Raw genomic sequence first — 23,503 nt, 5'->3', positions numbered from 1 at the left:
GAAAAAACAGCCGCACAACGGGTCGCGCAATACACTATAACAGCGAGCGCACCGTTTCCGTCACCTCGGCCTCGGCGACGATTACGGTCTCCCTCGTCGCCCTCTTCATTACCTCCACGCGCCCCCAAACCGCCGTCTTGCCGACCGTTATCCTCACAGGATACCCGACGAGGTCGGCGTCCTTAAACTTGACGCCCGGCCGCTCGCTCCTGTCGTCGAGCAAGGCCTCTATCCCGGCGGCCCACAGGTCCTTGTAGATCCTTTCCGCCAGTTCCAGTTGCGCCTTTTCCTTGACGTTGACGGGCACGACGACGACGTGAAAGGGGGCGATGGCCGCAGGCCAGATGATGCCGTCTTCGTCGTAGTTCTGTTCCACAGCCGCCGCCATGGTGCGCGTCACGCCGATGCCGTAACAGCCCATCACGAAATGCCTTTCCTGGCCGTCCTCGTCCAGAAAGGTGGCGTTCATAACCTTGGAGTACTTGTCCCCGAGTTTGAAGACCTGGCCCACTTCAATACCCCTGGCCGATTCCAGCCCGGCCCCGCAGTTGATGCAGACCTCTCCGGCCCCCACGAGGCGCAGGTCGGTAACCAGGTGCGGGGTGAAGTCCCTTCCGGGATTAACGTTGATCAAATGGGTATCCGCCTTGTTGGCCCCGGTCACGAAGTTGCTCCCGCGGGTGACCTCTTCATCAACCACAATGGTGACGTCCTTTAAGCCCACCGGGCCGCTGAACCCGACGGGAGCGCCGGTGACCCTCTCGATGATCTCCGGGCCGGCCAGTTCCAGACGGATGGCGCCTACCGCGTTCAGCAGCTTGATTTCGTTAACCTCGCGGTTGCCGCGCACGACGGCGGCCACAAGGTCCCTGTCAGTTTCGTAGAACAGGGTCTTGAGCACCTGCCCGGAGTCCACCCCGAGGAACGCCGCGACCTCCGCCACTGTACGGGCTCCGGGGGTGGCAACCTCCTCCATCGCTTGGGGAGGCCCGTAATCGACGGCCTCGAATTGGCTGACGGCTTTCTCGTCGTTGGCGGCGTAACCGCATTCCTCGTTGGGGCAGTAAATAACGGTCGCTTCACCGGAAGCCGCCAGGACCATAAACTCGTGGCTGTAGCCCCCGCCTATGGCCCCGGAATCCGCCAGCACCGGGCGAAAGACGAGGCCGCAGCGCTTGAACACCCTGCTGTAGGCGTCATACATCTTGCGGTAGCTGACGTCGAGACCTTCCTCGTCGCGGTCGAAGGAATACAGGTCCTTCATGATGAACTCGCGCCCGCGCATCAGCCCGAAACGGGGCCTCCGCTCGTCGCGGTACTTGTTCTGGATCTGGTAAAGAAGAAGGGGCAGCTGCTTGTATGACCTGATATCGTTGTTCACCAGTTCGGTGATCAGCTCTTCGTGCGTGGGGCCCAGGGCGAAGTCGCGCCCGTGCCTATCCTTCAGCCGCATCAGTTCAGGGCCGTATACGTCCCAGCGGCCGGAGCGCAGCCAAAGTTCCGCGGGCTGGATGATCGGCATGAGCAGTTCCTGCCCGCCCTTGACATCCATCTCCTCGCGGATGATGGCGATGATCTTGCTGATCACCCTGTGCGCCAGGGGCAGCAGGGTGTACACCCCGGCCGCCGCCTTTCGGATAAAGCCCGCCCGCAGCAACAACTGGTGGCTGACGATCTCGGCCTCGGCCGGTGTCTCGCGTAAAGTGGGAATGAAGTATTCAGACGCGCGCAAAGCTGATCACCTTCCTTACAAACTCTTTGACTCTTTATCCTCAAGCTTTTCGATTTCCGCCATCAGCGCCTCGATCATCCGGTCTTCGGGCACCGTGCCGATGATCTCGCCTTTACGGAAGAGAAGCCCGACGCCTTTGCCGCCGGCGATACCGACGTCGGCTTCCCTGGCCTCGCCCGGGCCGTTGACCACACAGCCCATCACGGCCACCTTGATCGGTTTCGTCACCGCCTGGAGCCTGTCCTCCACCTCGGCGGCGATGCGGATGACGTCGATCTGGGTCCGGCCGCAGGTCGGGCAGGAAACAAGCTCAACGCCCCTGCGCCGCAGCCCGAGAGTCTTCAGGATCTCGTAGCCCGCCCACACCTCGTGGCGCGGGGGGGCGGTCAACGATACGCGTATTGTGTCCCCGATCCCTTCCGCGAGCAAGATCCCGATACCCACGGCGGACTTGACCAACCCTCCGCGCATGGTGCCCGCTTCAGTCACCCCGACGTGGAAGGGGTAGTCCACCTGTCTCGCCAGCCGGCGGTAGGCCTCCACCATCAGCAAAACGTCGCTGGCCTTGAGCGAGACCTTGATGGCCGTGTGATCAAGATCTTCAAGAATGCGGATATGTTCGAGCGCGCTGGCGACCATGGCCTCGGGCGTCAGCCCGTGCTTCTCCAGCAAACGCTTGTCCAGCGATCCCGCATTCACCCCGATGCGGATGGGAATCCCGCGGTCGCGCGCGGCCTCCACCACCGCCTTCACCTTGGCGCGCCCGCCGATATTGCCCGGATTGATGCGCAGCCCGTCGACCCCGGCCTTGATCGCCGCGAGGGCCAGGCGGTAATCGAAGTGGATGTCGGCCACCAGCGGCACCGACACCCTCTTCCGTATGGCGGCGAGCGCCTCGGCCGCTTCGCGGTCCGGCACGGCCAGGCGCACAATCTCACAGCCCACGCCGGCCAGTTCCCGGATCTGCGCCACGGTGGCCTCAACGTCGCGCGTGTCGGTGTTGGTCATCGACTGGACCGAAACCGGAGCATCTCCGCCCACCTGAACGTTCCCGATATAAACGGGGCGCGTCTTTCTCCTAGAAAAGTTCAACAATATCTTTATAAGTCACCACCACCATTAGCGCCAGCAACAGGCCGAAGCCCACAAGGTGAATGAAGCTTTCTTTCTCGGGGTTGATAGGCCTCCCGGTCAGGCCCTCCCAGAGCAGGAAAAGGATCCTGCTGCCGTCCAGGGCGGGAATCGGGAGGAGGTTGAAAAGCCCGATGTTGATACTCAAGAACGCGGCCATCTGCAAGAGGGCGATGAAGCCCTGCGTGGCCACCGTCCCGATTTCCGACACTATCCGCACCGGACCCCCGACATCGACGGGAGCCTGTTGAAAGATCATCTGACCGAGAAAGCCCACGATCATCACGAGCAACCGCCCGGTCCACTGGGCTCCGGCCACGGCGCTTTGGATCAAGCCCACCTGCCTGTTTTCAAATGTAGGGTAAATACCGATCTTGCCCTTCCCTTCCATCTCTTCGGGGATGAGGCGCACGTCGAAACGCTCGCCCTTACGTTCAACGGTGATCGTCATCTCCCTGCCCGCATTGGCGTCGATCTGGGCCACCAGGGTCTTCCATTCGTCGATGCGGTGGCCGTTGACGGCGATGATGCGGTCGCCCTTTACGATGCCGGCCTCAGCCGCGGGGCGGTTGGGCACGACATCCCGGACTGTGGTGGTGGGCATGGGTACTCCTTCCACCATGAAAACAGCGAGCAGCAACAGGGCCGCCAGGAAGAAGTTCATAAAGGGACCGGCGAAGATCACACCGATGCGCTGCAGCACCGACTTATCCTTAAAGCTGCGGCCCTGCTCGACCTCCTCTTCCTTGGGGTCCAGGCCGGCAAAACGCACAAAGCCCCCCAGGGGGAAAGCCCGCAGGGAGTAAGTCGTCTCGCCCCTGGTGACGGCGGCCAGTCTGGGGCCAAAGCCGATGGCGAACTCAAAGACTTTGATGCCCGCGCTTTTGGCGGCAAGGAAGTGTCCCAGTTCGTGGAAGAAAATCAGGAGCCCGAAAACAAATACGGCTGCTAGAAAAGTTGTCACTTATTGTTCCACCTCTGTCACAATGAGACTGGCCCGCGCGCGGGCCCAGCGATCGGCCTCGAGGATCTCCTCAAGGGATGGCGCCGAGACGGCGGCATGGGCTTCCATCACCCTCGTCACAACCTCCGGGATACGCAAAAAACCCAGGTTTCCTCCGAGGAAAGCCTCCACGGCCACCTCGTTGGCGGCGTTCATCACGCAGGGCATCGTGCCGCCTGTCCGGCCGGCGTCATAGGCAAGACCCAGGCACGGAAAACGCCGGGTGTCGGGCGCCTCGAAAGTCAGCTGCCCCAATTCGCTGAAATTAAGCCGGTTCACGACGCTCGGCTTTCTTTCCGGATAGGTCAGGGCGTACTGGATGGGCAGCCGCATGTCCGTTTGCGAAAGACAGGCGATGACCGTGCCGTCCCGTAATTCGACCATCCCGTGCACGATGCTCTGGGGGTGGATGACTACCTCGATGTTATCATAACCCACGCCGAACAGCCACCTGGCTTCGATAACCTCGAGGCCCTTGTTCATCAAGGTGGCTGAATCAATGGTGATTTTCGCCCCCATTTGCCAGGTGGGGTGTCTTAAAGCCTCCGCAGGCGTAACGCCGGACAGCCTGTCCAGACCGGTGCCCCGGAACGGACCCCCCGAAGCGGTGAGGATGACGGCGGTTACCTGGTCTTCCCTGCCCTCGATACACTGCCACACCGCGGAATGCTCGCTGTCCACGGGCAAAAGCCTGACGCCCTTCCGTTTGACAGCCTCGGTGACCAGCTCGCCGGCGGCGACCAGCGTTTCCTTGTTGGCGAGAGCGATGTGTTTTCCCGCTTCGATAGCCCGCATCACCGGGACGAGACCCACGGTGCCGGTAAGGGCGGCCACAACGAAATCGGCCTCGGAAACAGCGGCCACCGCATTTAAGCCGTCAGATCCCCAAAAGACTTCCGTGCCCGGCGGAAGCTCTCCCTTGATGCGCTCGGCGTCGCCGGCGTCTTTGACCGCGACGACCCGGGGGCGGAACTCCCGCGCCTGTTCCAAGAGCAGCGGCCAGTTCCGTCCTGCGGCCAGCCCGACAACCTCCAATTCCTCCCGGTACCGCGCCGCCACGTCAAGGGTCTGGCGCCCGATGGACCCCGTGCTGCCGAGGATGCTGATGTTTTTCTTTCTCTTCATTAGCTTATATCCTACCTTGTTTTGACTGAGGTCAGTCCCGCCTTTACAGCGGCCTGGATAATGATGATGATCACCGGCCCGAGGATCAGGCCGGTGATCCCGAGAGCCTTAAGTCCTATATACATCCCGGCCAAAACGGCCAGGGGGTGGACGCCCAGGCTGGTGGCAATGACCTTGGCTTCTAGGAGCTGCCGCAAGACGAGAACGATGGCGTAAACTACAGCCAGCTTAACGGCGAAGGTCAGGGGACCGGTAAAGAGAACGTAGATGATCCACGGAATGAAAACGGTGCTCGGACCCAGCACCGGTATAAGATCGAAGAATCCGGTCAGCAAACCGAGGCTGACGGCGTAAGGCGAACCGATAACCGCCAGGCCGATAATGGTGACCACGGTGGTGATACTGACCAGCACGAGCTGGGCCCGCAGGTAGGCTCGGAAAGCCTTGAAAGCCTCGCGCCCCACCTCGATGGTCCCTTCCCCGTAGTGCCCGGGCAATAAACGGACCCAGGAATCCCGGATGACGCGCAGGTCTCTGCTGAAGAAGTAGGTTGCCAGCAGTGTCACTAGGGCGATAAAGAAAGCCCCCGGCAGCCCGGAGAAAAAGCCCAAAGTGACGTTCAGCGCCGTGTTGAGGCCCGTCTGGAGCAGCCGGCCGATTTCGTTGATAGCCTGGTCGATGTAACTGACGGCCTCGGGGGGCAGGTTGACATAAACCGTGACGACTTTATCCACCAGGTTTTCGATCGTGCCTTGCAGGGCGCGGATACTGTCGGCGGACGTGCGGGAAAGAATGATCAATTCGTTGACGAGCTGTGCCGTCCCCAGGGCGACAGCGAAACCAACCACGGCGATGATGAGAAAGATCGACGTCAGCACAGCCAGCCCCCGGGGGAGCTTTGCGCGCCTCTCCAGCACCCTGACCAGCGGTTCGATGAAAAGGCTGATCAGGAGCGCCAGCAGGAAAGGCAACAAGACCGGGAGCAAAAAGCGGCCCACGAAATAAAGGACCACCAGCGCAGCCGATGCCAACAGCAAAGCGCCGGTATGCCAGACAAGGCGTTTTACGCGTGGTGATACGTCACTCATGGTAAAGTCACTCCAAATATTTGGACTAAGTAGTAAACAACAGGCGCAGTCAGCATAAAGCTGTCAAAGCGGTCCAGGATGCCCCCGTGCCCGGGAAGCAGGCTGCCGGCGTCCTTGACGCCGGCAAAGCGTTTCAGCGCGGAAACGATAAGGTCGCCGGCCTGGGCCGCAACCCCGGTGAGCAGCCCCAGAAGCAACACGAGCCCGAGCGGCGCCGCGCCGGTAATCAGGACGAAGGCGTAGGCCGCTAGCACGGCCCCGGCCAAGCCGCCGAGCAAGCCTTCAAGACTTTTTTTCGGGCTAAGGTGCGGCGTGATGCGAATCCGCCCTACACTGACCCCGACAATATACCCCAACGTGTCAAAAGCCCAGGTCCCCGCCAGGGCCAGAAGCAGGAATCCCGGACCTCCGGGCAGGACCCTCAACAGGTACGCGTAAGCCAGTAAACCGGCGTAGAGAGCCACGAACAGGGTTGCGCAGAGCGACGCAGGACTGATCCTGGGATAAACGGCGGTGAAAATCACCAGGAACAGCAAGATGACAAGGGTAATCGTCGGGCCCGGGTACGCTTCTTCCAAAAAGTAGGCCGCTCCCACCAGCGCCAATGTTCCGGCGATGGCCAAGCCCCGGTGCGGGCCCTGGTTCCTGACCAATCCGGCCAGTTCTCCGGCTGCCAGAACTGCGAGAACGGCCACAACCGCCAGCAGCGGCACTCCTCCCAGCCAGGCTGCGCCCAGAACCAACGGAGCGCCCAGGACAGCTGTCAAGACCCTCGTCCTAAACACTAGCCCAAGCCTCCATACCTGCGTTCACGGCGTTGGTACTCCTTCAGTCCCACGATAAAATGCTCGCGGTGGAAATCCGGCCACAGGACGGGCGTGATCCAGAATTCGGTATAGGCGAGCTGCCACAGGAGGAAGTTCGAAATCCGGTAATCGCCCCCCGGCCTGATCAACAGGTCGGGATCCGGTATGCCGCGAGTGTAAAGGTAATGCTCGAACTCCTCTTCGGTCAATTCCCCGGCTCTGCGCCTGCCGCCAGCGACGTCGGCGGCGAAAGCCCGAGCCGCATCCACCAGCTCGCTCCGCCCCCCGTAGTTCAGAGCCAGGAGCAGCGTCAGGCGCGTGTTACCCGCCGTTGTGCTTTCGGCCGCGGCCAGGGCGATCCTGGCGGCGGCGGGCAGCCCCTCGATCCTGCCGATGCCCCGCACCTTAACCCCGTTAGCGTTGAGTTCCTCCACCTCATTGTATAAGTAATCGACGAGAAGACCCATCAATTCGTCGACTTCGTCCTTGGGGCGCTTCCAATTTTCCGTCGAAAAAGCGTATGCCGTAAGGTAGGGAATGCCTATCTCGCCGCAGAACCTAACGATGTCGCGCAGGGACTCGGCTCCCGCCCGGTGGCCCTCCGAACGCTCAAGCCCTCTCTGCTGTGCCCATCGCCCGTTGCCGTCCATAATGACGGCCACGTGCCGCGGCAGTTTGTCCGGATCCAAACCCAGGTCAAGGGCTACCTTGCGGGTGTCGCTCTTGTCATCCTTGCTACCCATCCTATCAGCCCTCCAACACTCTCCTATAAGAAAGCCCCCCGAAGGTGGGAGGCTGCCATTCCCGTAGCGGTCTCCTGCGGCCAAGATATGCGCCCCAGGCGGGAAAAATCCCTTAAAACAAAAGAGTGCCAAAGCTCTCAAACCACTTTATTGTTCCGGCTCATCCCATCCCTGCCTGGCAACGATAAGCTCCACATCCTTGTCTCCAAAGACGGCCTTCACCACTCGATACCCGCCTTTCACCGGCCCTCGCGGAGGAGCGGTTTCCGCAATGATGACACGAAACCCCGCCGCCTGCAGCAAGGGCAGCGCGTCCTCCAGCTTGAACCCGAGCACGTCGGGAGCCTCATTCATTAAACTTCCATTATCTCCTTTTCCTTGGCGGCTAACAAGGAATCGATCTCTTTGATATATCTGTCGGTTAGTTTCTGGACCTCGTCCTGGCTGCGCTTCAGGTCGTCCTCCGATATCTCCCCGTTCTTCTGTTTGGCCTTAAGCTGTTCCAGGACATCCCGCCGGAGATTTCGGACGGCGACACGCCCCTCCTCGGCGCGTTTCTTGATGAGCTTGACCAACTCCTGCCTGCGCTCCTGGGTCAGTTGCGGAACGGTCAGGCGGATGACGTTGCCGTCGTTGGCCGGGGTGATGCCGAGGTCGGACTTCAAGATCGCACGCTCGATCGCCCCGATGGCCGACTTATCCCAGGGCTGAATGATCAAAAGCCGCGGTTCAGGAACGGAAATCGAAGCAAGCTGGTTTATGGGGGTGGGCGTTCCATAATAGTCTACAGCAATCTTATCGAGCAGGGCAGGCGTAGCCCGGCCTGCTCGCAACGAAGCAAAATCCTTCTTCAGGATTTCAATCGTCTTCTGCATATTGCCTTCTGTAGCCTGAATGAGTTCCCGCATTATTTTTCACTCCCTATAAACGTACCTATCTCCATTCCCAGGATGGCCCGTTTGATGTTTCCGGCCTCCGTAATACTGAAAACGATGAGGGGGATTTTATTTTCCATGCACAGCGAAGCGGCCGTGGCGTCCATCACCCTCAGGCCGAGGTTGAGCATCTCGATGTAGGCCAGGCGCGAAAACCTTTTGGCGCACGGATTTGCAATTGGATCGGCGTCGTAGACGCCGTCCACCTTTTTGGCCATCAGGATGGCCTCGGCCTCAATCTCGGCCGCCCGCAAGGCAGCCGTCGTATCGGTCGAAAAATAGGGATTCCCCGTCCCTGCCGCAAAGATTACGACACGCCCCTTTTCCAGGTGCCGAATCGCCCGCCTGCGGATGTAAGGCTCGGCGATGGCTCTCATCTCGATGGCCACCTGGACCCTGGTGTCGACGCCGACCTTTTCGAGAGCGTCCTGCAAAGCTAGCGAGTTGATCACAGTAGCCAGCATACCCATATAGTCGGCCGCGGCCCGGTCCATGCCCTTGGCGCTGCCGGCCACCCCGCGCCAGATGTTGCCGCCGCCCACCACGATGGCCATCTCCACCCGCAACTGCTGAACGACGTCTTTGATCTCGGATGCGATAAAGTTGACGACTTCCGGATCTATACCGTATCCCTGGGACCCGGCAAGCGCCTCGCCACTCAACTTCAAGATTACACGACGGTATCTGGGTGCAATCATGCTGGGCCTCCGTTTCGTCTTGGCGTATTTTCTCTTCAGCAGACCGCAAGTCCTTCCCAGCCCATTTGCGTTCCAATCCACGGCGGGTTTGCAAGCCGGCGTGTTCTGTAATATCCAGGTGCCGGTTACCAAACGCGATTCCCGAACGGCCTACGCCTTACGACGATTCTTTGGCGGCACCCTCCCCGATTTCAAAACGCGCAAACCTATTGACCACGATGTTTTCGCCCAGGGTAGCGATGACCTCCTTGATCACGTCCCCGACAACGACATCCGGGTTCTTGATGAAAGGCTGTTCAAGGAGACAGGTTTCTTTATAAAACTTCTCCAGGCGCCCCTCGACCATCTTGTCGACGATCTTCTCGGGTTTACCCTCGTTCAGGGCCTGAGCGCGGAGAATCGACTTTTCGTGTTCAATAACTTCGGGCGGCACCTGCTCCCGTGACACATACTCGGGTCTGGACGCCGCCACCTGCATGGCCAGGTCCCGGGCCAGCGCTTTAAACTGCTCAGTCTTAGCCACGAAATCGGTCTCGCAGTTCACCTCGATCAGCACGCCGATGCGGCCTCCGCCGTGAATATAGCTTTCGACCAAGCCCTGGGCGGCCACGCGACCGGCTTTCTTCGCCGCCGCGGCAAGGCCTTTCTCGCGCAGGTAGTCGACAGCCTTCTCAATGTCACCGCCGGTCTCGACCAGGGCCTTCTTGCAGTCCATCATGCCTGCGCCTGTTCTCTCCCGTAGTTCCTTCACTGTTTTTGCGGATACGTCCACCGACAAAGCCTCCTATTTATCCATATTTTTCCGTAAAATCTCCTAGCTTTCATTATAACCTAAAATTTTGTCCTGTAACCTATTGAAAATAAAGGGCGCTGTCAAAAAGTCCCGAATAAAGGGCCTGTTGAAAAACCAGGGGCTGTTCAAAAACGACCCAGCACTCAATGGGGTTTTACAAAGTGAAAGTCTACGCTTATTGAACAGACTGCAGTTATGAAAAGATGTTCGGTGATCGGATTGAGTGCTGGGCAGGCGAAGTTTTTCAACAGCCCCATAAAAAGTAGGGGCTTATTATCAGCCCCTACCACCACTACTGCGCTTGTGCCTCGACGGTCAGTTGTTCTCCCTGCCGGCCTTCCAACACGGCGTCGGCCATCTTGGCCGTCAAAAGCCTTACCGCCCTGATCGCGTCATCGTTGCCGGGAATGACGTAATCGATCTCGTCAGGGTCGCAGTTCGTATCCACGATGGCCACGATCGGGATGCCGAGCTTGCGCGCCTCGGCCACCGCGATGCGCTCTTTGCGAGGATCGATGATGAAAAGCGCCGCGGGCAGCGAGGTCATGTTCTTGATACCGCCCAGGTACTTCTCCAGCCTTGCCTTCTCTTGCATGAGCTCGGCGGTTTCCTTCTTGGAAAATAGCGCGAACCTGCCGCTCTCTTCCATCTTTTCTAGTTCCTTCAGGCGGTCGATGCGCCGCTTGATGGTCTGGAAGTTCGTGAGCATTCCGCCCAGCCAGCGCTGGTTGACGTAAAACATGCCGCAACGCTGGGCCTCTTCGCGGACCGACTCCTGCGCCTGCTTTTTGGTCCCGACGAACAGGATGGTCTTACCTTCCATGGCCAGGCTTTTGATAAAGTTGTACGCTTCTTCGATCTTCTTGACGGTCTTTTGCAGGTCGATGATGTAGATGCCGTTGCGGTCCGTAAAAATATAAGGGGCCATCTTCGGGTTCCACCGCCGGGTCTGGTGGCCGAAATGCACCCCCGCTTCGAGCAGCTGTTTCATGGAGACTATCGCCATTTTTACACCTCCTCCCGCATGGTTTTGTTCCTCCGCCGCCCTCATCCCCCAGGCAGACCCGTAAGGGCACCCCGCACAAGGTCCGGCAGCGTGTGTGCTATTACACCGCTGATCATTTTAACACAAACATCCAACACACCGCAAGTTTTCCGCAGAAAAAATAAAAAGACCTCCACAGGTCCCTCTATGTTCCCGCCATGTATTGAAGAAACTCGGCGACAAAACCTTCTAGTTATGTTTCAGCCTTTGCAGTTCCTTAAGCAACTGGTCGTTGAGGACGCGAATGTAAGTCCCTTTCATCCCGAGCGACTTGGACTCGATGACCCCAGCGCTCTCGAACTTCCGCAAGGCGTTGACGATCACCGAGCGCGTGATACCCACGCGGTCGGCGATCTTGGAGGCGACCAGAAGGCCTTCCTCGCCGTTGAGCTGCTCAAAAATGTGGCGTACGGCGTCCAGTTCCGAATAGGACAGTGTCCCCAGAGCCACCTGCACGGCGGCGCGGCGGCGGGCGTCTTCTTCCATCTTGTCTACGCGTTCCCGCAAGATTTCCATACCCACAACGGTGGCGCCCAGCTCCGCAAGCACAAGGTCCTCCTCGGTGAATTCCTGGTCGAACTTGGCCGCCACCAGGGTGCCGAGCCTCTTTCCGGCGCCCACGATGGGGACCACCGTCGTCACCTTGCCGCTGTAGTGACAGTTCTTCCCGCTTTCGAACACGCAGGAGTTGGCGGTCTGGCAAAAGTTCGCGTACGTGTTGCCGATCTGCAGCAGCCAATTGTTGTATTCCTGCGGGAAATTTGCTTCCCTGACGATCCTTGCAACCATCTCGCACTCAAAACCCGGCATAAAATCGGAGCCGAGGATTTTCCCTGACTCGTCAAGGAGGTAGACGTTGGCGTTGAGGTTCTTACCCAGGATTTGCGCCACTTCGCCAAAGTTTACGGGGTAACCCGCCGACTTTTGCAACAGCCTGTTGATCTGCCGTGATTTATCCAAAAGGCTTCCCAAGCCCATCCCTCGCTTTCTGATCCGGCCAATGTTTGAAAACCGCCTGCTCAAAAGAAGGCCGGACCACGAGGTTTTCTCGAGCTCCGGCCTCTGACTCTAGTTAAAAATCAGAGAAATACAGAAGGAGTTTCCTCACGTATAACCTCCGACCCCTTTTAAAATCCGGTGTTCGCCCTGCGAATTTCTTCGAGTCCGGCCTCTGACCTCTCTTATAGTATGTACCTGCTCAGGTCTTCCTGTCTGACGATATCCCCGAGTTTATTACTCACGTAGTGTTCGTCGATCACGATTTCTTTCTCCGTAAGCTCGGACGCTTCGAAAGAAATGTCCTCCAAAAGCTTTTCCAGGACGGTGTGAAGGCGCCTGGCGCCAATATTCTCCGTTTGCTCATTAACAGTATATGCGATCTTCGCTATCTCGACAAGGGAATTATGCGAAAATTCTATATTAACGCCCTCAGTGGCTAATAACGCCTGATATTGCCTGATCAAGGCGTTTTGCGGTTCGGTCAGGATTTGCAGAAATTCGTCCTGTCCCAAGGCCTGCAGTTCGACGCGGATCGGGAAACGGCCTTGCAGTTCCGGGATGAGGTCCGACGGTTTCGCCGTGTGGAAAGCCCCGGCGGCGATAAAAAGTACGTGATCGGTCCGTACGGGGCCGTACTTGGTGTTGACCGTCGAACCTTCAACGATCGGCAGGATATCGCGCTGCACGCCGCCGCGGGAAACGTCGGGTCCCCGGCCGCTCTCGTAGCCGGCGATCTTGTCGATCTCGTCCAAAAAGATGATCCCGCTTTCCTCGGCCCTGCGCACGGCAAGGCTGTTGACCTCGTCGGGATCGATCAGCTTCTGGGCCTCCTGCTGCGTCAGGATCTTCCTCGCCTCCGCCACCGTTACCTTCCGGCGCTTCTTGCGCTTAGGAAAAATATTGCCTAGGACGTCCTGAAGGTTGATCCCCATCTCCTCCACGCCCTGGCCCGAAAAAATTTCAAGCATCGAGGGACTGGCTTCCTCAACCTCTATTTCGATGTATTCCCGTTCCAACTCGCCCCGGGCCAGCTTTTGCCGGAGCGTTTCCCGCTCGAATTCCAGGCGTTTGAGCTGCCGGTCGCGCGCATCCTGGTCGCTCTGCTGCTGCCGCCCCCCTCCGAAGAGCAGTTCGAGGGGGTTGGCGCTATAGTTTTGCGCCTGGGGAGCCGGCGCCATGTATTCGACAATCCGCTCGTCGGCCATCCGGCGGGCCCGCTCTTCGACATCCCTGAGTTTTTCCTCACGGACCATACGCACCGCGGTCTCCACCAGGTCACGGACCATCCCTTCAACGTCGCGGCCCACGTACCCGACCTCGGTGAACTTGGTGGCCTCAACCTTTACAAACGGAGCGTTTACCAGTCTAGCCAGCCGGCGTGCGATCTCGGTCTTGCCCACACCCGTCGGGCCGATCATCAGGATGTTCTTGGGCATGACCTCGTCGCGGAGGTCTTCTGCCAGGCGCGCCCGGCGGTACCTGTTGCGCAACGCGACAGCGACGGCTCTCTTGGCCTGCCTCTGACCCACGATGTAGCGGTCGAGTTCAGCCACAATCTGGCGAGGCGTGAGATTGAAGTCCAAGGCTGCTTCCTCCTTACAGTTCCTCCACGGTGATTGATTCGTTGGTGTAGACGCATATCTCGGCGGCGATTTCCAGGGCCCGGCGGGCGATCTCGGCAGCCGGAAGCCCGGTGTTCCGTATCAGAGCGCGGGCCGCCGCCAGGGCGAAGGGGCCGCCCGAACCGACGGCCAGAACTCCGTCGTCGGGTTCGATGACTTCGCCGCCGCCGGAGATCAGCAGGATGTTCGCCTGGTCGGCCACGATCAGCATCGCCTCCAGCTTACGGAGCACCTTGTCGGTCCGCCATTCCTTGGCCAGCTGCACCGCCGCCCGGGGCAGGTTCCCGTGAAACTCCTCCAGCTTAGCCTCAAAACGTTCAAAGAGGGCGAAGGCATCGGCCACCCCGCCGGCGAAGCCGGCCAGGACCCTGTCCTTGTACAGGCGCCGGATCTTCTTGGCCTTGGCCTTGATCACCACGTTCTGGGCGAAGCTGACCTGGCCGTCGCCGGCGAGGACGGTCTTCCCGTCCCTGCGGACGGCCACGATGGTCGTTCCGTGAAACTCCAAGCGACTTCCCCCCTACCGGAATGCTAAACTCTTAAGATTATATGATACGTTATGGCACTAGCTTCGCGGGTGGGCCTTCCGGTATACTTCCTGCAGCCGGTCGGCCGTTACGCGCGTGTAGATTTGCGTGGTGGACAGCCTGGCGTGGCCAAGGAGTTCCTGAACCGCCCGGAGATCCGCCCCGGCGTTCAGCAGGTGGGTGGCGAAGCAGTGCCTGAAGGTATGCGGGCTGATGTTGCGCTCCCGCGCCAGTTGATCGAGATATTTGTTCAGTATCTTCCGCACCCCCCGCACGGTGAGCCGCCCGCCCCGGTAGTTCAAAAACACGGCCGTCTCGTCCTTCCCGCCTTCCAAAAGCAAGGGTCGCCCGTCATCCAGGTATTTCTTCAGCGCGCGGACGGCATATGAGCCGAGCGGGACAATTCTTTCCTTGTTGCCCTTGCCGAGAACGCGGATAAATCCCGCCGCGAGGTCCAGGTCCCCCAGATCGAGGCCAACCAGTTCCGAAACGCGAATGCCACCGGCGTAAAGGGTTTCCAAAAAGGCCCGGTCCCTCAGCCCGGCAGGCGTATCGCCGGGGGCTTCGATAACGGCCTTGACCTCGTCGGGATAGAGGGTCGGCGGGAGCTTCTTCATTTGTTTCGGTCCCTGGACCCGGCCCAGGGGGTTGGCCGGTACGATGTTCTCCCTGGCCAGAAACCTGTAAAAAGACCTCCAGGCGGCCACCTTGCGCCCGATGCTCGAACGGGCCAGCCCGGCTTGGCCCAGGTGGGCCAAATATCGGCGGAACAAAAGGTGGTCGACGTCCCCCGGCTGCAGGGCCGCATCATCCTTTTGCAACTCCCGGGCCAAAAAGTCGATGCCCTGAAAAAGGTCGCTCCGGTAGGCTTCCAGCGTCCGGGGCGATGCGCCCCGCTCCACCCGCAGGTAAGCCATGAAGCTGTCAACGTAGTGGTAAATCGGCAAAGTCACCTAACTCCCTCATCCAGGATTCCAGAGCCTGTAAAGCCCGGTCGGCGTAGGCCTGGTAGCGCGTCTTCTTGTCTTTGACGCGCCTTTCCAGGGGCGGGAACAGCCCGAAGGTGACGTTCATCGGCTGGAAGTAACGGGGGTCGGCCGATACGATGTAACGCATGAGAGCCCCGTGCGCCGTCACCTCGGGGAAGGGGGCGGCGGCGAGACCGCGGGCCAGCCTGGCCGCGTTCAGGCCGGCGATGAGACCGCCGGCCGCTGATTCCACGTAGCCCTCCACCCCTGATATCTGGCCCGCGAAAAAGAGGCTGGGGCGTTTTTTGCACTCGAGAGTGGGCGCCAGCACCAGGGGGGCGTTGATGTAAGTGTTCCGGTGCATGACCCCGTACCGGACAAACTCCGCGTTCTCCAGGCCCGGGATCAGTCTGAAGACCCTCTGCTGTTCCCCCCACTTCAGGTTGGTCTGAAAACCCACCAGGTTGTACAAAGTACCGGCGGCGTTGTCCTGCCGGAGCTGGACGACGGCGAAAGGCCGCTTCCCCGTACGCGGGTCGACCAGCCCGACCGGCTTCAGCGGCCCGAACAACAACGTTTCCCGTCCCCGCGCGGCCAGAACCTCGACCGGCATGCAGCCTTCAAAATGGATTTCTTTTTCAAAGGTCTTAAGCGGGACCCTTTCCGCATCCACAAGAGCGCGATAAAAGCGGTCGTACTCCTCTTCGGTCATCGGACAGTTCAGGTAGGCCGGCTCGCCCTTGTCGTAGCGCGACGAGCGGAAAACCTTGTCCATGTTCAGGGACTCCAGGGTGACGATGGGCGCCACCGCGTCGTAGAAGTAGAAAGACTCGGCGCCCGTAATGCGCTTGATGTCTTCAGCCATGTCCCCCGCCGTCAGGGGTCCGGTGGCGATCACGACCAGGCCCCGGTCCGGAACCCTGCGCACTTCTTCGCGGACGATCTCGACCAGGGGTTCGGCTTCCAGGCTCCTGGTGACCGTCTTGGCAAAGAGCTCCCGGTCGACGGCCAGGGCCCCTCCGGCCGGCACCCGCGCGTTGTCGGCGGCGTGCATGATCAAGGAACCGAGGCGACGCATCTCTTCCTTTAAAAGTCCCACGGCGTTGGTGACGGCCGCCGCCCGCAAGGAATTGGAACAGACCAATTCGGCGAAATCCCCTGTTCGGTGGGCGGGCGTGGATTTAAAGGGGCGCATCTCGAACAGCCTTACGGGGATTCCCCGCCTGGCCGCCTGCCACGCCGCCTCCGAGCCGGCCAGCCCGGCTCCGACAATTGTTACGGGCGCGGAGTTCACTGTTTTTGGCCTCCGGCAGCCTGTTGCTTGTCCCTGAACGTGCATTCCGGATTGGCGCAGTAATACGTCTTATTTTTCTTTGTCTGTTTTTGGACCAGAAAAGTACCGCATTGTGGGCATTTCTCGTTGACAGGGGTATCCCAGGTGACAAAGTCACACTTAGGGTAAGCGGAACAGCCGAAGAAAGTCCGCCCTTTCCTGGTCCGCCGCACGACAACCTTCGCACCGCACTTGGGACAGGCCTGGCCGGTTTCTTCAAGGATGGGGCGGGCGTTTTTACACTCGGGGAACCCCGGACAGGCGAGGAAACGGCCGTACCGGCCCGTCTTGACGACCATGTTGCGCCCACAGAACTCGCAGATTTCGTCGGTGACCTCTTCTTGTTCTTCCTCAAGGGGGATCTTGCCGATCTCCTGCTCGGCCTTGGCCACGTCATCCCGGAAGGAAGCGTAAAAAGCATCCAGGACGGCTACCCAGTCGATGTCGCCGTCCTCGATCTGGTCCAGTTTTTCCTCCATCTCGGCCGTGAACTCGACGTTGATCACGTCGGGGAAATACTCTTTCAACAGATCCAGGACCTTGCGCCCCAGTTCCGTAGGAAAGAGGTTCTTGCCCCGCCGGACGACGTAGCCGCGCTTCTGGATGGTCTCGACCACGGGCGCGTAAGTACTGGGACGCCCGATGCCCTTCTCCTCCAGGGCCCGCACCAGCATGGCCTCGGTGTAGCGCGGCGGCGGTTGAGTGAAGTGCTGCTTGGGCACACGCCGAGTGACCTTGAGAACGTCATCCTCTTGCAAGGGGGGCAGAATGCGCCCCTCGTCTTCCTCTGGATGCTCATCGGCATAAACCCTGGTGTATCCCGGGAACTTGACGATAGCCCCGGTTGCCCGGAAGAGATATCTACCGGCCGCGATATCCACGCGGGTGGTGTCGATGACGGCCGGGGCCATCTGGCTGGCCACGAACCGCGACCAGATCAAGGCATAGAGTTTATACTGGTCGCTGGTCAGGAAGTTCTTGATCAAATCGGGGTGCCGCGCCACCGAGGTGGGGCGGATGGCCTCGTGCGCGTCCTGTACCTTCCCTTTGCTGCCGTAAAAATGGTGCTGCTTGGGAAGATATTCCGGTCCGAAGTGTTCCGCGACAAACCTTGCGGCCTCTTCCCGGGCCTCGCTCGAAACGCGGACCGAATCGGTGCGGATGTAGGTGACCAGACCGGTATGGCCGTCCTTGCCGATATCGAGGCCCTCGTAAAGTTGCTGGGCGACCATCATCGTCCGGCGTGTGGTGAAATTCAGCTTCCTGTTGGCTTCCTGCTGAAGGGTGCTCGTGGTGAAGGGCGGCGGCGGATTTTTGACCCGCTCCTTGCGCTTGACCTCGACCACCCTGTAGGCGGCGCCTTCAAGCTCGGACATGATCCTGTCCATTTCTTCCTTCGAGCGGACGGTCACCTTTTCCCCGTTGCGTTTAAAGAGCTTGGCCTCGATCTTATCGCCGTCCTTCGTCAGGATCACGGCAAGCGTCCAATACTCCTCGGGAACAAAGGCGTCGATCTCGTCCTCCCGCTCACAGATCAGGTACAGCGCAACGGACTGCACGCGTCCGGCGCTAAGCCCCCTGCGGACCTTGCGCCACAGCAACGGACTCAAGTTGTAGCCCACCAGGCGGTCGAGGATCCGGCGCGCCTGCTGGGCATTGACGCGGTTCTGGTCGATGCGCCTGGGGTGTTTCAACGCATCGACCACCGCTTTCTTGGTGATTTCGTTGAACTCGATGCGACAGGGCGCGTCATCGTCAATCTTAAGCAGTTGCTGCAGGTGCCACGCGATGGCCTCCCCTTCCCGGTCGGGGTCGGAGGCCAGCAGGACCTTGTCAGCCTTTCTGGCGGCGTTGCGCAGTTCCGAAATGGTGTCGCCCTTTCCCCTGATCGTAATGTACTTGGGCAAAAAACCCTTTTCTACATTAACGCCGAACTGGCTCTTGGGAAGGTCGCGGACGTGGCCCATAGACGCCAGGACCTGGTACTTTCTCCCCAGGAACTTGGTAAGCGTTTTGGCCTTGGCCGGAGATTCAACAATGACAAGGGTTTTCGACAAACATTCCACCTCAATGCATACCCTGATGTATTTCCAGTGATTACCTCTTACAGTATGAGATACAGTATAACCTTCCCGGCAGGCGCGTGACAAGCCCCTTGATCTCCAGGTAGGCCAGGGCGGCCGTAACCCGGGCGGGGGATTGAGCGCTTCGGCCGATAAGGTCGTCTTCGCCGACCGGCCCCCCCTGCTCCCGGAGGATCCCCAGCACCAGTTCTTCGTCGGAAGACAGGCTGACTGCAGCAAGAGCCTCGGCATGGCCGGGAAACAACTCTAACAGGCCCAGTTCGTCCAGGACGTCCTCCACGCCCTCCACAAGGCGGGCCCCCTGTTTGATCAGCCTGTTGACCCCCCTGGACGTCGGGCTGGTCACCGGGCCGGGAACGGCCATCACGTCGCGGTTGCTCTCCAGGGCCAGGTCGGCCGTAATCAGCGCCCCGCTTCGTTCCGCGGCCTCGACGACAACCACGCCGCGCGCGATCCCCGCGATGATGCGGTTGCGTATAGGAAAATTCCAGGGCTCGGGCCGGACGCCCAGGCCGAACTCGCTTAAAACAGCGCCGTTTTCCGCGATCTCTTGCATCAGCTTAGTATTTTCCCTCGGGTAAACGACATCTAAACCCGTTCCGAGCACGGCGACCGTTCTTCCGCCAGCCTTCAGCGCCCCCCGGTGGGCCGCGGAATCAATCCCCCTGGCCATGCCGCTGACGACGGTCACCCCGGCTTTGGCCAGTTCCTCTCCAAGGTTGCCGGCCACCGCCCGGCCATAGTATGTGCAGCGCCGCGAGCCAACCACGGCGACCGCAAGGTCGTCCTCGGAGGCAAGCCGTCCTTTATAGAAAATTACGGCCGGCGGATCAAAGATATGACGCAGGCGCGCCGGGTAGTCGCTATCTTCCCAGGTTACAAATCCGATCCCCTTTCGGGACAGCCTCTCCAGTTCCTTTTCGGGGTCGATCTGACGGCGCCTGGCGGCTCCGGCCTCAACCCCGCGCAGCCGCTCGTCGCCCACAGGGACCAGCCAGGCTTCGCGCAGCGAACCGAAACGCTCGCGCAGTCCGATGATTCTGCGGCCCCCCGCGGGAACGGCCAGGGCCCACCCTATCCAAAACGCGCGCGACATCAAAACACCGTCCTAGGACCTAGGCGTGATGTGACCACACTTCGGCTCCAACCTGATTTTTCCTGCAGGCGGCCGATAAAAAGCGTCACCCGAGGGCCAGGATGCCCTCAAGCGAACTCCGCGCGTCGAAGAACCCCTCGTAAAGGTCGCCTGCGGTCCTGAGGCGCTCCGGCATGCTGTCCATGTTGAAGTCATCCGGCCGCCATGCCGGCCTTTCCAGCTCCTCCCACCTGAGCGGGGCGGAAACCGGCGCGCCGGGGCGGGGACGGACGCTGTAAGGGAAGGCCATCGCCTTGCCGAAGGTGTTTTGCAGGTAGTCCACGTAGACCTTTCCCGTCCGCTTGCTGACGATCCGTTCAATGGTGGCGAAGGGGCAAATCCGCACGATAAACTCGGCGATGATCTTCATCGCCCGCGTGACCTCGCTGAAGGTATGCCGCGGCTCAACAGGAATGAACACGTGCAGGCCCGTAGCCCCCGAGGTCTTGGGAAACCCGTTGAGGCCGAACTCGCGCAAAGCCGTACGGGCCAGCCGGGCCACTTCCACGACCTGTTCAAAGGTCGCTCCTTCCGCCGGGTCCAAATCGATGACGGCGATATCCGGGTGGGCCAGCGTTCCAACCTTAGAAATCCAAGAATGCATCTCGATGCAGCCCAGGTTCGCCAGCCACACCAGCGTTTCGAGGCCCCGGTAGACCACGTAGTTCACGATCCGCATCCCTTCGTCGTGGGCCACCGGGACGGTTTCGATCCACTCCGGGGTCGACTCGGGGCGCTCCTTCTGGTAAAAGTGCTTGCCGGTGATGCCGTCGGGATATCGGCTCATGACCACCGGCCGTCCTTCGAGGTACCTGATGGCGTACTCGCCAACCGCGGTATAATAAGCGATCAGGTCTCCCTTGGTCCGCCCGTCCGGCCAGTAAACCTTGTTCAGGTTGGTGAGCCCCAGCCGGCGCCCGCGGACTTGCACCAGCGTCATTGTTCTTCACCCCCGCGCCTGCAGCTTCCCGTACCTTTAATATTGTCGGTCCGGGACAGGCAAAATGTACGGCATAGTTTACCGGACTCGGGCAAAACATATGTTTGAGCATCTGTACGGGGCTGTTCGCAGCAGGCTCTTGAAAATCCTTTTAGAGGTGGTGCCGGATGACAAAGAACACCAACCGCACGGAACGACTGAAGCTTGAAACGGCCCGCGGGCCGGGACTGGAAGACGATCTTAAAAAGGGCGGCGAAGAACTTTCTGCCGTTGAAGCCGGAAAGATCGGAGAGAACATTGTGAAAAAACTGGTGCGGGCCGGCCAGGAATCGATGAACAGAGTGGCGGGAACCGAATAATGGCCTTATAAAACCGTTGGCACAGGGCATAATAAGGGCAACAAGGTGCAGCGGATCTTACTTGGCTAAGATGACTTCCACAAGTGGTCGAATCCGGTAAACAACCCGCTGCACCTTGTTTTGGTTTCCTACCAGGGATGGGTCCCGAAACACTGGTAAGCCCTACAATAGAAACTCAGGCCTGTAGGGCGACGATCCCGCATTCCGCCGGCTCCTTATCCCATCGCAGGCCCTGGTAGCTGGGATGCCTTAGGTAACCGTCAGCTGTCGTCTCTGTAAACTTCACCGTGCAGACCAAGAGCGGTCGGACCCAATGCGGACGGCGCAGCGGGCGGTCCCGGGGAACGGCCAGAGGAGGATCGCGCACGGCAATTTTAGCCATGGCCTCAAGGAGCGCGTCTTCCTCTTTTTCCGAAAAACCGCTTCCCACCTTACCCTGGAAAACCAGCGCTCCATCCCGGTACGCGCCTAGGATCAGCGCCCCCAGCTTTCTCCGTCTCTGGCCCTCTTCCCAGCCGCAGATAACCAGATCGGCTTCTTTCGCTGAACGCACCTTCCGCCATAAGGGCGAGCGTTTGCCGGGGAGGTAGGGGCTGCCCAGTTTTTTAGCGACCATCCCTTCTATCCCCGCGGCGGTGCAGGCCCGGAAGAACTCCTCCCCGTTCCCGATCACATAGTCGCTGACCACGAGGCTGGAAACATCGGCGAAGATTGCGCGCAGCATTTCGCGCCGCGTCTCGACCGGCTCTTCCATCACCGGCCGTCCTTTGCGGTACAGGATGTCAAAAGCGACGAACAACGCCGGTGTTTCTTCGGCGGCCCGCGCGATGCGCTGCGGGTCGGACAGGCGCCCCCTGCGCTGCAAAACCGAAAAGCTGGGTTTCCCATCGACCGTAACCACAATCTCTCCGTCCACGATGACAGGCAGAGAGTCTGCCAGGGCGTTTAAGCGGCCTAGTTCCGGGAACGCCGAGGTAAGGTCGATGAGATTGCGGGAACGCAGGACCGTCCCGCCATCCAGGTAGGCGAGGCAGCGGTAACCGTCCCACTTGATTTCAAAGAGGTGCTCGTTGCTCGAAAAAGGCTCTGAAGGAAAAGCAAGCATCGGGCGCAGGAGAGGCAGAGTCATGCCTTGGCCTCCCGGCGCTTTGGCGTTTTCCTGCCCTTCTTGGTTTCTTCAATGCTTCGTTTGAGAGCGTCCATGAGGTCGATCACTTTTTCCGCCTGTTGCGGAGCGACGACGACGGCGTGCTCCCCGGCGGCCTTGGCCCGGATTATCTCCAGCACGGCCTTGCGGCGTTCGTCGCCGTACTTGTCCGGGTCAAAACGGGCCGCCAGGTTTTCCACCAGCCTGAGGGCCATCTTGCTTTCGTTTTCGTGGATCTTGACGTCGTACTGCAGTTCCGGGATCAGGGCCGGCTTGCGGACCTCGTCGGGGAAAAGCATGGTATGCATTACCAGGACCCGTTCCTTGGCCCGCACGAGAGCCAGGCTCTCCTTGGTGCGAATGGCCACCCGGCCCACGGCGGCCTTTCCGCTTTCGCGCATGGCCTGCTTCAGCAGCTCGTACGCCTTCTCGCCTCCCTCCGCAGGGGCGAGATAGTAAGACTTCTCGTAAAAGATCGGGTCCACTTCGTTCAGGTCTACGAAGTCCAGCAGGGCGATGCTGCGCCGGCCCCCCTCTTCAAGGGCTTCCAGTTCCTCGTCCTCTATGATCACGTACCGCCCCTTGTCCACCTCGTAACCGCGGACCACGTCCTCCAGGCTGACCTCCTCCCGGCACTGAGGGCAGTACCGCCGGTACTGGATGGGCGTCTTGCAGGCGCGGTGCAGCATATTGAAGCGCACATCCTTTTTCTCGGTCGCCGTGTAAAGCTTTACCGGGATGTAGATAAGCCCGAAGGACACCGATCCCTTCCAAATCGCGCGCACCGGAGCTCACCACCTTACGTTGTCTTTCACGCTGCATCTTGCACCTAGTCTTTGCAGGCGCAGGCAAAAGAAAACCCCGACCGGGTTTGTCGGGGTTTTTAGCGATCCGGGTATGCACGCGAACCGTTACGAAAGGCGGGAGATGGCGGTGACCGCGGCCACCAGGGCAAGGAAAATCCCGACTGTCTTCAAGCGGTGTTGCATCACGCGCCGCCAGAACTCCCGCTCGTTCAGGGGGCCGCGCGCGCCGTGTTTCCTCAGACTCTTGCCGCGGCGTAATCCCACGCGTTTCCTCGGTTCAAAAAGGTAGACGTTATTCTTCACTGTCGCTCCCTGCTTCCTTCCTTTCGCTGCTTCACTTTTAATCCGCATTAATCGCCTGGCGGACGCCTTGCAGGCTTACCGGTTATTGTTCGTTTATCCGTTAGGTAGTATTATCACCAATTATGGAGATTATTAACGGTAATCTCCTTCGGCCAGCCGTTAGTCTTTGAATTCAGTAGTA

At 59.9% G+C, this 23,503-nt stretch carries 24 protein-coding genes; 1 reads left to right on the top strand and 23 read right to left on the bottom strand.

Features of this window, described 5'->3' with window-relative positions:
- Nucleotides 1-34: 34 nt before the first annotated feature.
- From ACPV0M_RS02405 to ligD (ACPV0M_RS02310), 20 genes are all read right to left on the bottom strand, one after another.
- Complete coding sequence (locus ACPV0M_RS02405; protein WP_425621399.1) at nucleotides 35-1,732, bottom strand: proline--tRNA ligase; 1,698 nt, start codon at nucleotides 1,730-1,732, stop codon at nucleotides 35-37.
- A 15-nt stretch (nucleotides 1,733-1,747) separates the two neighbouring features.
- Entirely contained in the window at nucleotides 1,748-2,827 is a 1,080-nt protein-coding gene (ispG, locus tag ACPV0M_RS02400; protein ID WP_425621398.1) for a flavodoxin-dependent (E)-4-hydroxy-3-methylbut-2-enyl-diphosphate synthase, read from the bottom strand.
- Entirely contained in the window at nucleotides 2,811-3,827 is a 1,017-nt protein-coding gene (gene rseP / locus ACPV0M_RS02395) for an RIP metalloprotease RseP (protein WP_425621397.1), read from the bottom strand. The genes ispG and rseP overlap by 17 nt, the downstream gene beginning before the upstream one ends.
- Nucleotides 3,828-4,991 carry a 1-deoxy-D-xylulose-5-phosphate reductoisomerase gene (locus ACPV0M_RS02390; protein ID WP_425621396.1) on the bottom strand — a complete coding sequence of 388 codons (1,164 nt, stop codon included), beginning with the start codon at nucleotides 4,989-4,991 and terminating at the stop codon, nucleotides 3,828-3,830.
- A gap of 11 nt (nucleotides 4,992-5,002) precedes the next feature.
- Entirely contained in the window at nucleotides 5,003-6,079 is a 1,077-nt protein-coding gene (gene ytvI, locus ACPV0M_RS02385) for a sporulation integral membrane protein YtvI (protein WP_425621395.1), read from the bottom strand.
- A complete protein-coding gene (locus tag ACPV0M_RS02380; protein WP_425621394.1) occupies nucleotides 6,076-6,864 on the bottom strand; it encodes a phosphatidate cytidylyltransferase in 789 nt (262 codons plus the stop codon). Before ACPV0M_RS02380 ends, ytvI begins: the two co-directional genes overlap by 4 nt.
- Entirely contained in the window at nucleotides 6,864-7,628 is a 765-nt protein-coding gene (locus tag ACPV0M_RS02375) for an isoprenyl transferase (protein WP_425621393.1), read from the bottom strand. Before ACPV0M_RS02375 ends, ACPV0M_RS02380 begins: the two co-directional genes overlap by 1 nt.
- Before the next feature lie 147 nt (nucleotides 7,629-7,775).
- On the bottom strand, nucleotides 7,776-7,982 hold the full coding sequence (locus tag ACPV0M_RS02370; RefSeq protein WP_425621392.1) for a PASTA domain-containing protein: 207 nt from the start codon (nucleotides 7,980-7,982) through the stop codon (nucleotides 7,776-7,778).
- Nucleotides 7,982-8,536, bottom strand: a complete 555-nt coding sequence (gene frr / locus ACPV0M_RS02365; protein ID WP_425621391.1) for a ribosome recycling factor — start codon at nucleotides 8,534-8,536, stop codon at nucleotides 7,982-7,984. Before frr ends, ACPV0M_RS02370 begins: the two co-directional genes overlap by 1 nt.
- Nucleotides 8,536-9,261 carry a UMP kinase gene (gene pyrH / locus ACPV0M_RS02360; RefSeq protein ID WP_425621390.1) on the bottom strand — a complete coding sequence of 242 codons (726 nt, stop codon included), beginning with the start codon at nucleotides 9,259-9,261 and terminating at the stop codon, nucleotides 8,536-8,538. The genes frr and pyrH overlap by 1 nt, the downstream gene beginning before the upstream one ends.
- Nucleotides 9,262-9,418: 157 nt before the next feature.
- Nucleotides 9,419-9,979, bottom strand: a complete 561-nt coding sequence (gene tsf / locus ACPV0M_RS02355) for a translation elongation factor Ts (RefSeq protein WP_425622242.1) — start codon at nucleotides 9,977-9,979, stop codon at nucleotides 9,419-9,421.
- 367 nt (nucleotides 9,980-10,346) lie between these two features.
- On the bottom strand, nucleotides 10,347-11,060 hold the full coding sequence (gene rpsB, locus ACPV0M_RS02350; protein ID WP_425621389.1) for a 30S ribosomal protein S2: 714 nt from the start codon (nucleotides 11,058-11,060) through the stop codon (nucleotides 10,347-10,349).
- A 228-nt stretch (nucleotides 11,061-11,288) separates the two neighbouring features.
- On the bottom strand, nucleotides 11,289-12,071 hold the full coding sequence (codY, locus tag ACPV0M_RS02345) for a GTP-sensing pleiotropic transcriptional regulator CodY (RefSeq protein WP_425621388.1): 783 nt from the start codon (nucleotides 12,069-12,071) through the stop codon (nucleotides 11,289-11,291).
- A gap of 209 nt (nucleotides 12,072-12,280) precedes the next feature.
- A complete protein-coding gene (gene hslU / locus ACPV0M_RS02340; RefSeq protein ID WP_425621387.1) occupies nucleotides 12,281-13,681 on the bottom strand; it encodes an ATP-dependent protease ATPase subunit HslU in 1,401 nt (466 codons plus the stop codon).
- Between the two features lie 13 nt (nucleotides 13,682-13,694).
- Nucleotides 13,695-14,228, bottom strand: coding sequence for an ATP-dependent protease subunit HslV (hslV, locus tag ACPV0M_RS02335; protein WP_425621386.1), 534 nt, complete (start codon nucleotides 14,226-14,228; stop codon nucleotides 13,695-13,697).
- Nucleotides 14,229-14,285: 57 nt separating this feature from the next.
- Nucleotides 14,286-15,188, bottom strand: coding sequence for a tyrosine recombinase XerC (xerC, locus tag ACPV0M_RS02330; RefSeq protein ID WP_425622241.1), 903 nt, complete (start codon nucleotides 15,186-15,188; stop codon nucleotides 14,286-14,288).
- Complete coding sequence (gene trmFO / locus ACPV0M_RS02325; RefSeq protein WP_425621385.1) at nucleotides 15,172-16,554, bottom strand: methylenetetrahydrofolate--tRNA-(uracil(54)-C(5))-methyltransferase (FADH(2)-oxidizing) TrmFO; 1,383 nt, start codon at nucleotides 16,552-16,554, stop codon at nucleotides 15,172-15,174. The genes xerC and trmFO overlap by 17 nt, the downstream gene beginning before the upstream one ends.
- Nucleotides 16,506-18,605, bottom strand: a complete 2,100-nt coding sequence (gene topA, locus ACPV0M_RS02320; RefSeq protein ID WP_425621384.1) for a type I DNA topoisomerase — start codon at nucleotides 18,603-18,605, stop codon at nucleotides 16,506-16,508. The genes trmFO and topA overlap by 49 nt, the downstream gene beginning before the upstream one ends.
- 40 nt (nucleotides 18,606-18,645) lie before the next feature.
- The gene (dprA, locus tag ACPV0M_RS02315) at nucleotides 18,646-19,728 is read right to left on the bottom strand and encodes a DNA-processing protein DprA (RefSeq protein WP_425621383.1); all 1,083 of its coding nucleotides are present in this window, start codon (nucleotides 19,726-19,728) and stop codon (nucleotides 18,646-18,648) included.
- Nucleotides 19,729-19,813: 85 nt separating this feature from the next.
- Nucleotides 19,814-20,707 carry a non-homologous end-joining DNA ligase gene (gene ligD, locus ACPV0M_RS02310; protein ID WP_425621382.1) on the bottom strand — a complete coding sequence of 298 codons (894 nt, stop codon included), beginning with the start codon at nucleotides 20,705-20,707 and terminating at the stop codon, nucleotides 19,814-19,816.
- Between the two features lie 167 nt (nucleotides 20,708-20,874).
- Between ligD (ACPV0M_RS02310) and ACPV0M_RS02305 the strand changes: the two genes are divergently transcribed.
- A complete protein-coding gene (locus ACPV0M_RS02305) occupies nucleotides 20,875-21,066 on the top strand; it encodes a small, acid-soluble spore protein, alpha/beta type (RefSeq protein WP_425621381.1) in 192 nt (63 codons plus the stop codon).
- Between the two features lie 175 nt (nucleotides 21,067-21,241).
- Here ACPV0M_RS02305 and ligD (ACPV0M_RS02300) read toward each other — a convergent pair whose 3' ends face one another.
- The 3 genes from ligD (ACPV0M_RS02300) to ACPV0M_RS02290 all read right to left on the bottom strand — a co-directional run bounded on the left by ligD (ACPV0M_RS02300) (nucleotide 21,242) and on the right by ACPV0M_RS02290 (nucleotide 23,322).
- Complete coding sequence (gene ligD, locus ACPV0M_RS02300; protein WP_425621380.1) at nucleotides 21,242-22,195, bottom strand: non-homologous end-joining DNA ligase; 954 nt, start codon at nucleotides 22,193-22,195, stop codon at nucleotides 21,242-21,244.
- Nucleotides 22,192-22,998: a Ku protein gene (locus tag ACPV0M_RS02295; RefSeq protein ID WP_425621379.1), complete on the bottom strand. Its 807-nt coding sequence runs from the start codon at nucleotides 22,996-22,998 to the stop codon at nucleotides 22,192-22,194. The genes ligD (ACPV0M_RS02300) and ACPV0M_RS02295 overlap by 4 nt, the downstream gene beginning before the upstream one ends.
- 126 nt (nucleotides 22,999-23,124) lie before the next feature.
- Complete coding sequence (locus ACPV0M_RS02290) at nucleotides 23,125-23,322, bottom strand: hypothetical protein (protein WP_425621378.1); 198 nt, start codon at nucleotides 23,320-23,322, stop codon at nucleotides 23,125-23,127.
- Between the last annotated feature and the right edge of the window lie 181 nt (nucleotides 23,323-23,503).

The sequence above is a fragment of the Desulfosceptrum tomskiensis genome (assembly GCF_049818055.1).
GTDB lineage: Bacteria > Bacillota > Desulfotomaculia > Desulfotomaculales > JASEER01 > JBFLVT01.
The sequence above is the reverse complement of the archived record's forward strand: the minus strand, read 5'-3'. Positions and strand labels throughout refer to the sequence as shown.

Bases quoted from the DNA above. Each gene is read 5' to 3' on its own strand.
- tsf (WP_425622242.1), bottom strand. From the start codon at position 9,979: ATGATGGACTGCAAGAAGGCCCTGGTCGAGACCGGCGGTGACATTGAG.
- ACPV0M_RS02375 (WP_425621393.1), bottom strand. From the start codon at position 7,628: ATGGGTAGCAAGGATGACAAGAGCGACACCCGCAAGGTAGCCCTTGAC.
- ligD (WP_425621380.1), bottom strand. From the start codon at position 22,195: ATGACTCTGCCTCTCCTGCGCCCGATGCTTGCTTTTCCTTCAGAGCCT.
- frr (WP_425621391.1), bottom strand. From the start codon at position 8,536: ATGCGGGAACTCATTCAGGCTACAGAAGGCAATATGCAGAAGACGATT.
- ytvI (WP_425621395.1), bottom strand. From the start codon at position 6,079: ATGAGTGACGTATCACCACGCGTAAAACGCCTTGTCTGGCATACCGGC.
- trmFO (WP_425621385.1), bottom strand. From the start codon at position 16,554: ATGCACGTTCAGGGACAAGCAACAGGCTGCCGGAGGCCAAAAACAGTG.
- ACPV0M_RS02370 (WP_425621392.1), bottom strand. From the start codon at position 7,982: ATGAATGAGGCTCCCGACGTGCTCGGGTTCAAGCTGGAGGACGCGCTG.
- ligD (WP_425621382.1), bottom strand. From the start codon at position 20,707: ATGACGCTGGTGCAAGTCCGCGGGCGCCGGCTGGGGCTCACCAACCTG.
- ACPV0M_RS02305 (WP_425621381.1), top strand. From the start codon at position 20,875: ATGACAAAGAACACCAACCGCACGGAACGACTGAAGCTTGAAACGGCC.
- pyrH (WP_425621390.1), bottom strand. From the start codon at position 9,261: ATGATTGCACCCAGATACCGTCGTGTAATCTTGAAGTTGAGTGGCGAG.
- ACPV0M_RS02390 (WP_425621396.1), bottom strand. From the start codon at position 4,991: ATGAAGAGAAAGAAAAACATCAGCATCCTCGGCAGCACGGGGTCCATC.
- dprA (WP_425621383.1), bottom strand. From the start codon at position 19,728: ATGTCGCGCGCGTTTTGGATAGGGTGGGCCCTGGCCGTTCCCGCGGGG.
- rpsB (WP_425621389.1), bottom strand. From the start codon at position 11,060: ATGGCGATAGTCTCCATGAAACAGCTGCTCGAAGCGGGGGTGCATTTC.